Origin of the sequence: Serratia sp. 506_PEND (assembly GCF_001076875.1) — a bacterium.
In the GTDB taxonomy this organism is placed as follows: Bacteria; Pseudomonadota; Gammaproteobacteria; order Enterobacterales; family Enterobacteriaceae; genus Serratia; species Serratia marcescens.
Genome location: NZ_JVEL01000329.1, coordinates 1 through 9,398 on the forward strand (window position 1 = coordinate 1; position 9,398 = coordinate 9,398).

The 9,398-nt window shown below is 62.8% G+C and carries 6 protein-coding genes and 2 pseudogenes; 6 read left to right on the top strand and 2 right to left on the bottom strand.

The window, feature by feature from the left end; translation table 11 throughout:
- The first annotated feature begins 175 nt into the window (after positions 1-175).
- Positions 176-1,276, top strand: coding sequence for a GGDEF domain-containing protein (locus ADK28_RS09925; RefSeq protein WP_033640626.1), 1,101 nt, complete (start codon positions 176-178; stop codon positions 1,274-1,276).
- 32 nt (positions 1,277-1,308) lie between these two features.
- On the opposite strand, the gene mfd is transcribed toward ADK28_RS09925, so the two are convergent.
- Both mfd and ADK28_RS09935 read right to left on the bottom strand, forming a co-directional pair.
- On the bottom strand, positions 1,309-4,782 hold the full coding sequence (gene mfd, locus ADK28_RS09930) for a transcription-repair coupling factor (protein ID WP_048795581.1): 3,474 nt from the start codon (positions 4,780-4,782) through the stop codon (positions 1,309-1,311).
- 10 nt (positions 4,783-4,792) lie between these two features.
- Positions 4,793-5,053 carry a hypothetical protein gene (locus tag ADK28_RS09935; protein WP_033640622.1) on the bottom strand — a complete coding sequence of 87 codons (261 nt, stop codon included), beginning with the start codon at positions 5,051-5,053 and terminating at the stop codon, positions 4,793-4,795.
- 38 nt (positions 5,054-5,091) lie between these two features.
- Here ADK28_RS09935 and lolC point away from each other — a divergent pair.
- The 5 genes and pseudogenes from lolC to ADK28_RS31465 all read left to right on the top strand — a co-directional run.
- A pseudogene (lolC, locus tag ADK28_RS32460) lies at positions 5,092-6,265 on the top strand (lipoprotein-releasing ABC transporter permease subunit LolC).
- Positions 6,258-6,962 carry a lipoprotein-releasing ABC transporter ATP-binding protein LolD gene (gene lolD / locus ADK28_RS09945; protein WP_004941120.1) on the top strand — a complete coding sequence of 235 codons (705 nt, stop codon included), beginning with the start codon at positions 6,258-6,260 and terminating at the stop codon, positions 6,960-6,962. Before lolC ends, lolD begins: the two are co-directional and overlap by 8 nt.
- The gene (gene lolE / locus ADK28_RS09950; RefSeq protein WP_004941124.1) at positions 6,962-8,209 is read left to right on the top strand and encodes a lipoprotein-releasing ABC transporter permease subunit LolE; all 1,248 of its coding nucleotides are present in this window, start codon (positions 6,962-6,964) and stop codon (positions 8,207-8,209) included. The genes lolD and lolE overlap by 1 nt, the downstream gene beginning before the upstream one ends.
- A gap of 53 nt (positions 8,210-8,262) precedes the next feature.
- Entirely contained in the window at positions 8,263-9,180 is a 918-nt protein-coding gene (nagK, locus tag ADK28_RS09955) for an N-acetylglucosamine kinase (protein WP_048795582.1), read from the top strand.
- Between the two features lie 91 nt (positions 9,181-9,271).
- Positions 9,272-9,398, top strand: a pseudogene (locus ADK28_RS31465) (NAD-dependent protein deacylase); the annotation flags it as partial.

Sequence of the window (9,398 nt, forward strand, 5' to 3'; positions counted from 1 at the left end):
CATCCCCAGGAGCTTACTCAGGTAAGTGACTGGGGTGAGAGCGCGCAGGTAACAACGCTGCGGTTTGAAAGACGACGGGTATAAATGGCCGCCGCCGAAGCGGAGACGACAGGGATGCGTTATTCAACGTCTGCACATTACCCCCTGGCGATCCCGAGGAGCGCGCTGACTATTTATGACTTACATTGCGTCCATTTCCACCCTTTACAGCGACGCCTGCATCACCTACGCGACGTTGTCGATAAGCTATTTCCTTCTCAGCAAGAATGCCCCTTTTTCTTATCAATCCGCACTGTGGAAGCGCGTTGTTTTCGGCCTGCTGGCCGGGGTGGCGGTGCTGTATTTGAGCCAGGATCGGCTGGAGCTGACCGATAAGGTGCATTACAGCTTTGCGATGATCCCGATGATATTGGTGACTTTCTTCGGCGGCGGCGTCAGCGGGCTGGTGAGTTTTCTGTTCGCCATGGCGCTGACCGGCGGTTTCACCGTCGATAACCTGTTCATCGCCTCGATCGTCGCGCCGCTGCTGCTGTCTCGCGTGTGGCTGAAGAAATCCCATCGGGTGTTTTACCTGACGATCGGCATCATCGCGCTGTATCGCATCGCGGTGGTGTGGCTGCTGGTGGACATGAGCGGGCTGTGGCCGGATGTGTTGCTGTACCAGGCGGTTTCCGCACTCTGTCTGGCGATTTGCTATCATGCGCTGAATTTCAAAGAGCGCCATATCTACGCCTATTTTGCGATGCGCGCGCGCGCCACCACCGACAGCCTGACCCACATCAACAACCGCGCCAGCGTCGATTATCAGCTGATGCTGCAGCGCGCCGAACGCCGCCCGTGCGGGCTGATGATCCTCGATTTGGATAACTTCAAAAGCATCAACGATACCTACGGTCATCCGGCCGGTGACGTGCTGCTGGCCAGCGTCGGCCGGCTGTTGCAAAACAGCGTGCGCAATGAGGACTTCGTCGGGCGCTACGGTGGCGAAGAGTTTATGGTGATCACCGCCAGCTACGATCCGCAGGTCATCGGCGGGGTGGCGGAGCGCATTCGCAGCGCGGTGGAAAGCTCGACGTTCTTGCTGAATGCGCACGACGAAGCGCACATCACGCTGTCGATCGGCGTGTCGCTGTATCTGCCGGGCATGACGCTGGACAAGGCGATCGCCATGACCGACGAGGCCTTGTATGAGGCGAAGCGCGGCGGCAAAAACCGGGTGGTGACCAGCCGCGTGATGCAGCTGGCGCCGCTGGGCGCCGGATTCCCGCGCGAATAAGCCGCCCCCGCCGCCACGGCGGGGGCGTTGGCTCAGGACGCCAGCGTGTGCTCGCGGAAGGCGTTCAGCAGCTCTTCGGTGAACGTCAGGCGTTTTTGGCGATCGGCCAGATCGAGCGTGAACTTCAGCTTGCTCGGGCCGTCCAGGCGGTAAACCTGCGGATTGCCCTGCAACAGGCCGATCAGATAACCCGGATCGACGCGGTTGTTGTCGCCGAACTCGATAAAGCCGCCGCGTTCGTTGCTCTCGATGCGTTTGATCCCCAGTTTCTGCGCATGCAGGCGCAGCGCCGCGCACTGCAACAGATTGCGCGCCGCATCCGGCAGTTGACCGAAGCGGTCGATCAGCTCGACCTTCAGCTCGTCAAGCTCACCGTCGTTTTTCGCGCTGGCGATACGCTTATACAGTGACAGGCGGGTATTGACGTCGGGAATGAAATCTTCCGGCAGCAGCGCCGGCATGCGCAACTCTACCTCGGTCTGGCTGCTGGTAAGATCTTCCAGCGACGGTTCTCGGCCGTTTTTCAACGCGTCGACGGCGCTTTCCAGCAGCTCCATATAGAGCGAGAAGCCGACGGTGGTCATCTGGCCGCTCTGATCTTCTCCCAGCAGCTCACCGGCGCCGCGGATCTCCAGATCGTGGGTCGCCAGCGCGAAACCGGCGCCGAGATCTTCCAGCGACGCGATGGCCTCGAGCCGTTTATGAGCGTCGGTGCCCATGGCTTTCGGGTTTGGCGTCAGCAGATAGGCGTAAGCCTGATGGTGCGAACGCCCGACGCGGCCGCGCAGTTGGTGCAGCTGCGCCAGGCCGAAGCGATCGGCCCGCTCGATGATGATGGTGTTGGCGCTGGGGATATCGATGCCGGTTTCGATGATGGTGGTGCACACCAGCACGTTGAAGCGCTGGTGGTGGAAATCGTTCATCACCCGCTCCAGATCGCGTTCGCGCATCTGGCCGTGGCCGATGGCGATGCGCGCTTCCGGCACCAGCTCAGCCAGGCGCTGCGCCGCTTTCTCGATGTTTTCCACGTCGTTGTAGAGGTAGTAAACCTGGCCGCCGCGCAGCACTTCGCGCAGGATCGCCTCGCGCACCACCAGACTGTCGTATTCGCGCACGAAGGTCTTCACCGCCAGCCGGCGCGCCGGTGGGGTGGCGATGATCGACAGATCGCGCATGCCGCTCATCGCCATGTTCAGCGTACGCGGGATCGGCGTGGCGGTCAGCGTCAGGATATCGACGTCGGCGCGCATCGCTTTGATGCGCTCCTTGTGGCGCACGCCAAAGCGGTGCTCTTCATCGACGATCAGCAGCCCCAGGTCTTTCCAGCGCAGATCGCTCTGCAACAGCTTGTGGGTGCCGATAATGATGTCCACTTTGCCTTCGGCCGCGTCGTCCAGCACCTGCTGCTGCTCTTTGGCGCTGCGGAAACGCGACATCATCTCGATGCGGATCGGCCAGGTGGCGAAGCGATCGCGGAAGTTGTCGAAGTGCTGCTGCGCCAGCAGTGTCGTCGGCACCAGCACCGCCACCTGCTTGCCGTTTTCCACCGCCAGGAAGGCGGCGCGCATCGCCACTTCGGTTTTGCCGAAGCCGACGTCGCCGCACACCAGGCGGTCCATCGCCAGCGGCTGGCACATGTCGCTCAGCACCGCGTTGATCGCCTGTTCCTGATCCGGCGTGGTTTCGAACGGGAAGCTCTGGCAGAACAGCTGGTACTGCTCGCGGTTGTGTTTGAAGGCGAAACCGGCCTTGGCGGCGCGCTGGGCGTAGATATCCAGCAGCTCGGCCGCTACGTCGCGCACCCGCTCGGCCGCTTTCTGCCGCGCGCGCGTCCAGGCGTCGCCGCCCAGTTTGTGCAGCGGAGCGTTTTCGTCCGCGCCGCCGGCGTAGCGGCTGATCAGATGCAGCGAAGACACCGGCACGTACAGCTTGTCCTCACCGGCGTAGGAGAGGATCAGGTATTCGGCCTTGATGCCGCCGGCTTCCAGCGTGGTCAGGCCGACGTAGCGGCCAACGCCGTGCTCCAGGTGCACCACCGGCTGGCCGGGATGCAGCTCCGCCAGGTTGCGGATCAGGGTATCGGTGTTGATGGTGCGCCGGTTGTCCTGCCGGCGGCGGCTGACGCGCTCGCCGAGCAGATCGCTTTCGCAGATCAGCGCCCGCTGGCGCAGGCCGTCGAGGAAGCCGTGTTCGGCGGCGCCGACCATCATGTAACGGCCTGTCGTCTCCGCCTGATCGAGACGCTGAATCAGCGCCGGCGCCAGCTTGATGCGGCCGAGCAGATCCTGCAGCGTTTCACGCCGCCCCTCGCTCTCGACGGAGAAAATCACGCTGCCGTCGAAGCCTTCGATAAAGCGCCGCAAATTATCCAGCGGGGATTTATGCTGCGCCTGCACCGCCAGGTCGGGCAGGGCATGGTAATCCAGATTGGTATTGCCGGCCTTGGCCGGCAGCTCATCGGTTTTCAGCGCGATGCGCGGCCAGGCCTTCAGCTCACCGAACAGCGCGTCAACGCGCAGCCACAGCGTATCCGGCGCCAGCAGCGGACGCATCGGATCGACGCGGCGGCTTTCGTAACGCTGGTTGACGTCCTGCCAGAAGCGCTCGGCGGCGCCCTCCAGATCGCCGGTATTGACGATCAGCGTATTGGCCGGCAGGTAGCTGAACAGCGACGGCAGCGGCTGGCTGAAGAACAGCGGCTGCCAGTATTCGATACCGGCGGGCCAGGCGCTTTTGCTGACCTGCTGATAGATGTGCTCGGCGTCGCGACGCACCTCAAACTGCTCGCGCCACTGGCTGCGGAACAGCTCGATGGCGTTCTTGTCGGTGGGGAACTCGTGGGCCGGCAACAGATTGATGGCCTCGACTTCGCTCAGCGTGCGCTGGGTATCGACGTCAAAGATGCGCAGACTGTCGATTTCGTCATCGAAAAAGTCGATGCGGTAAGGCTCATCGCTGCCCATAGGGTAAAGATCGAGCAGCGCGCCGCGGGTGGCGAATTCGCCATGCTCCATCACCTGATCGACGCTGCGGTAACCGGCCTGTTCCAACTGCGCGCGCAGCTTGTCGCGCGACAGGCGCTGGCCTTTCTTCATCACCAGCGCGTGGCCATGCAGGAATTCGTGCGGGCAGACGCGCTGCATCAGGGTGTTGACCGGCAGAATGATCACGCCGCGCGCCATGGTCGGCAGGTGATACAGGCTCGACAAACGATCCGAGATGATTTCCTGATGCGGCGAGAAGCTGTCGTACGGCAGGGTTTCCCAGTCGGACAGCGTGGTCACCATCTGATCGGTGAACTGCTGGATCTCGTCGCGCAGCCGCAGGGCGTTTTGCATGTCCGGCGCGATCAGCATCACCGGGCCAGGGTGGCGTTCGACGATCTCGGCGCACTCCACGGCACAGGCCGCGCCGGTCAGTTGCCCCAGTTGGCGCAGATCGCCCGCGCGATCGGGCAGAGAATAACGGGGGGATGAAGAACGGTTACGGCTATCGGAAGTGCTCATTCAGGTATCTTTAATCAATGTGTTGGATGGCGTCCCGGCACGGATAACCCAGCGCCTTTATGCTGTTTATAGTAGCCCAGCGGCCGGCAAACTGACACAGCAAAAAGCGCTGCCCATCAATTTTCTGCCGGTTATTTAACCGGTTAATGCCGTCTGTTTTTTGCGGTTGAGAATAAATAACGCGCGAAGCTGCCGCCGTCTCCCTCTTCGCCGCCACGCAATAAAAGGCCGTCGGGTGTTCCCTAAACGAGGGAGAGCCTTTATTATCCATGATCACTTTGCTTAAGCCACGGCTATCAAACGGATTTCATGTATCAACCTGTCGCGTTATTCATTGGCCTGCGCTACATGCGCGGGCGAGCCTCAGACCGCTTCGGGCGGTTTGTGTCCTGGCTTTCCACCATCGGCATTACGCTGGGGGTGATGGCGTTGGTCACCGTGCTGTCGGTGATGAACGGATTCGAAAAGGATCTGGAAAACAACATTCTCGGCCTGATGCCGCAGGCGTTGGTCACCAGTCCGCAAGGATCGGTCAACCCGCAGCAGCTGCCGGCCTCCGAAGTGCAGAAGCTGCAGGGCGTCACGCGCGTCGCGCCGCTGACCACCGGTGACGTGGTGCTGCAAAGCGCCCGCAGCGTGGCGGTCGGGGTGATGCTCGGCGTCAATCCCGACGAGGCCGATCCGCTGACCCCGTATCTGGTCAACGTCAAGCAGCAACAGCTGCAGCCGGGCCAATACAACATCATCATCGGCGAACAGCTGGCGGGGCAACTGGGCGTCAAGCGCGGCGATTCGCTGCGCGTGATGGTGCCGAGCGCCAGCCAGTTCACGCCGATGGGCCGCATTCCCAGCCAGCGCCTGTTCACTCTCATCGGCACCTTCCACGCCAACAGCGAGGTGGACGGCTATCAGCTGCTGGTCAACCAACAGGACGCTTCGCGCCTGATGCGCTACCCGGCCGGCAACATCACCGGCTGGCGCCTGTTCCTGCAACAGCCGCTGACGGTCGATACCCTCAGCCAACAGGCGCTGCCGGCGGGCACTGTCTGGAAAGACTGGCGCGATCGCAAGGGCGAGCTGTTCCAGGCGGTGCGTATGGAGAAGAACATGATGGGGCTGCTGCTCAGCCTGATCGTGGCGGTGGCGGCGTTTAACATCATTACGTCGCTCGGCCTGCTGGTGATGGAGAAGCAGGGCGAGGTCGCCATTCTGCAGACCCAGGGGCTGACCCGCCGCCAGATCATGTCGGTGTTCATGGTGCAAGGCGCCAGCGCCGGCATTATCGGTTCGCTGCTCGGCACGCTGCTCGGCGTGCTGCTGGCCACCAACCTGAATAACCTGATGCCGATCCTCGGCGCCTTGATCGACGGCGCTTCGCTNGATCATCGCCGTGGTGGCGATGGCGGTTTCCCTGTTGTCCACGCTTTATCCTTCATGGCGCGCTGCCGCCGTACAACCCGCTGAGGCTTTACGTTATGAGTAACCATCTTTTGCTGCAGTGTGACAACCTGTGCAAGACCTACCAGGAAGGCAATCTGCACACCGACGTGCTGCGCAACGTCAGCTTTGCCATGCAGCAGGGCGAGATGATGGCGATCGTCGGCAGCTCGGGTTCCGGCAAGAGCACCCTGTTGCACCTGCTGGGCGGGTTGGACTCGCCGACCTCCGGCGAGGTGATCTTCAAGGGCGAATCGCTGAACGCCATGTCTTCGGCGGCCAAGGCCGAGCTGCGCAACCGCCAGCTGGGCTTCATCTATCAGTTCCACCATCTGTTGCCGGACTTCACCGCGTTGGAAAACGCCGCCATGCCGCTGCTGATCGGCGGCGCCAAGCCGGCGCAGGCGCAGGAGAAAGCGCGGGAGATGCTGGCGGCGGTCGGGCTGGAAAAGCGCAGCAAACACCGCCCGTCCGAGCTTTCCGGCGGCGAGCGTCAGCGCGTGGCGATCGCCCGCGCGCTGGTCAACAACCCGGCGCTGGTGCTGGCGGACGAACCGACCGGTAACCTGGATAAACGCACTGCAGACAGCATCTTCGATCTGCTGGGCGAGCTGAACGTGCGCCAGGGCACCGCGTTCCTGGTGGTGACGCACGATCTGCAGCTGGCCAAGCGCCTGAGCCGCCAGCTGGAAATGGCCGACGGCCACCTGCAGGCGCAGCTGACCCTGATGGGGGCCGAGTAATGGCGGGAGCCTCACTGTCCTTCCTGACGGCCCTGCGTTTTAGCCGCGGCCGTAAACGCGGCGGCATGGTGTCGCTGATCTCGGTCATCTCCACCATCGGCATCGCGCTGGGGGTGGCGGTGCTGATCGTCGGTCTGAGCGCGATGAACGGCTTTGAGCGCGAGCTCAAGAACCGCATTCTGGCGGTGGTGCCGCACGGCGAGCTCGAGCCGGTCAATCAGCCGTTCAGCGGTTGGCCGTCGATTCTGCAGCGGGTGGAAAAGGTGCCGGGCATCTTGGCCGCCGCGCCGTACATTAACTTTACCGGCCTGATGGAAAACGGCGCGCAGCTGCGCGCGGTGGAAGTCAAAGGCGTGGATCCGCAGCAGGAGAGCCGACTGAGCGCGCTGCCGCAGTATGTGCAGGGCGACGCCTGGGCCAACTTCAAGCCCGGCGAGCAGCAGGTGATCCTCGGCAAGGGCGTGGCCGACGCGCTGGGCGTCAAGCAGGGCGCCTATGTCACGGTGATGATCCCCAACAGCGACCCGGAAATGAAGCTGCTGCAGCCGAAGCGCATTCGCCTGCACGTGACCGGCATTTTGCAGCTCAGCGGCCAGCTCGATCACAGCCTGGCGCTGGTGCCGCTGGCCGACGCGCAGCAGTATCTCGACATGGGTGACAGCGTCACGGGCATCGCGCTCAAGATGAACGACGTGTTCGCCGCCAACAAGCTGGTGCGCGACGCCGGCGAAGTGACCAACGCTTACATCTACATCAAGAGCTGGATCGGCAAGTACGGCTACATGTACCGCGACATCCAGATGATCCGCGCCATCATGTACCTGGCGATGGTGCTGGTGATCGGCGTGGCCTGCTTCAACATCGTCTCCACGCTGGTGATGGCGGTGAAAGACAAAAGCGCCGACATCGCGGTGCTGCGCACCCTGGGCGCCAAAGACGGCTTTATCCGCGCCATCTTCATCTGGTACGGGCTGCTGGCCGGGCTGCTGGGCAGCCTGAGCGGCGTGGTGATCGGGGTGATCGCCTCGCTGCAGCTGACCAACATCATCCGTGGCATCGAGAAACTGGTCGGTCACTCCTTCCTGTCGGGCGATATTTACTTCATCGACTTCCTGCCTTCCGAGCTGCACTGGCTGGATGTGCTGATCGTGCTGGCGACCGCCATCGTGCTGAGCCTGTTGGCCAGTTGGTATCCGGCGAGGCGCGCCAGCCGCATCGATCCGGCGCGGGTGCTGAGCGGACAATAAAACCGACGGGGAGGCAGCGATGCCGCCCCGTTTTTTTAGCCTGGGGATGGGTTATGTACTACGGTTTCGATATGGGCGGCACCAAGATTGAGCTGGGGGTGTTCGACGACAACCTGCAGCGCATTTGGCAAAAGCGGGTGCCGACGCCGCGTGAAGATTACCGGCAGCTGCTGGCCACGCTGTGCGATCTGACCCTTGAGGCGGATGCGTTTTGCGGCCGGCGCGGCAGCGTCGGCATCGGTATTCCGGGCCTGCCCAACGACGATGACGGCACGTTGTTTACCGCCAACGTGCCGGCGGCGATGGGGCGGCCGCTGCCGCGCGATCTGGCGGCGCTGATCGGGCGCGAGGTGCGCGTCGATAACGACGCCAACTGCTTTGCGCTGTCGGAAGCCTGGGACGACGAGTTCCGCCGCTACCCGACGGTGCTGGGCATCATTCTCGGCACCGGCGTAGGCGGCGGCCTGATCGTCGACGGCAAGACGGTGCCCGGGCGCAACTATATCGCCGGCGAGTTCGGCCATTTGCGCCTGCCGGTGGACGCGCTCGAGGTGCTGGGGCGTGATGTGCCTCGCGTTGCCTGCGGGTGCGGCCATCAGGGTTGCATTGAAAATTACATATCGGGCCGCGGTTTCGAATGGATGTACGCCCATTTCTATGACCGGCGCTTGCCTGCCACCGAGATCATTGCGCATTATCAGGCGGGCGAGCCGCAGGCGGTGGCTCACGTCGACCGCTTTATGGACGTGCTGGCGATCTGCCTGGGCAACCTGCTGACGGTGCTGGATCCGCACCTGGTGGTAATCGGCGGCGGGCTGTCGAACTTCGACGCCATTTACCAGGCGTTGCCGCAGCGGCTGCCGGCTCACCTGCTGCGGGTGGCCCGGCTGCCGCGCATCGAGAAAGCGCGCTATGGCGACGCCGGCGGCGTGCGCGGCGCGGCGTTTCTCAATTTGGCTCGCCCAACGTAATGGGCGTTGCGGCCAGGCGTGAATATATGCAGCCAACAACGCCGCAACGTCCAGTAAGAAGGGTAAACAGGGAAAAGTAAGGAGAGAGTTAATGCACACTCGCCATCGGCTGTGTCAGTTTCGCAAGAGTAAGCATGTGCTGCATCAGCGCTTTCGTTCACGCATTTTTCACCGTGACACCATGGCGGCGGCCGAGCTGAAAAAGCCGTTTGTGGTGG

Bases quoted from the DNA above. Each gene is read 5' to 3' on its own strand.
- lolD (WP_004941120.1), top strand. From the start codon at position 6,258: ATGAGTAACCATCTTTTGCTGCAGTGTGACAACCTGTGCAAGACCTAC.
- nagK (WP_048795582.1), top strand. From the start codon at position 8,263: ATGTACTACGGTTTCGATATGGGCGGCACCAAGATTGAGCTGGGGGTG.
- ADK28_RS09925 (WP_033640626.1), top strand. From the start codon at position 176: ATGACTTACATTGCGTCCATTTCCACCCTTTACAGCGACGCCTGCATC.
- lolE (WP_004941124.1), top strand. From the start codon at position 6,962: ATGGCGGGAGCCTCACTGTCCTTCCTGACGGCCCTGCGTTTTAGCCGC.
- mfd (WP_048795581.1), bottom strand. From the start codon at position 4,782: ATGAGCACTTCCGATAGCCGTAACCGTTCTTCATCCCCCCGTTATTCT.
- ADK28_RS09935 (WP_033640622.1), bottom strand. From the start codon at position 5,053: ATGGATAATAAAGGCTCTCCCTCGTTTAGGGAACACCCGACGGCCTTT.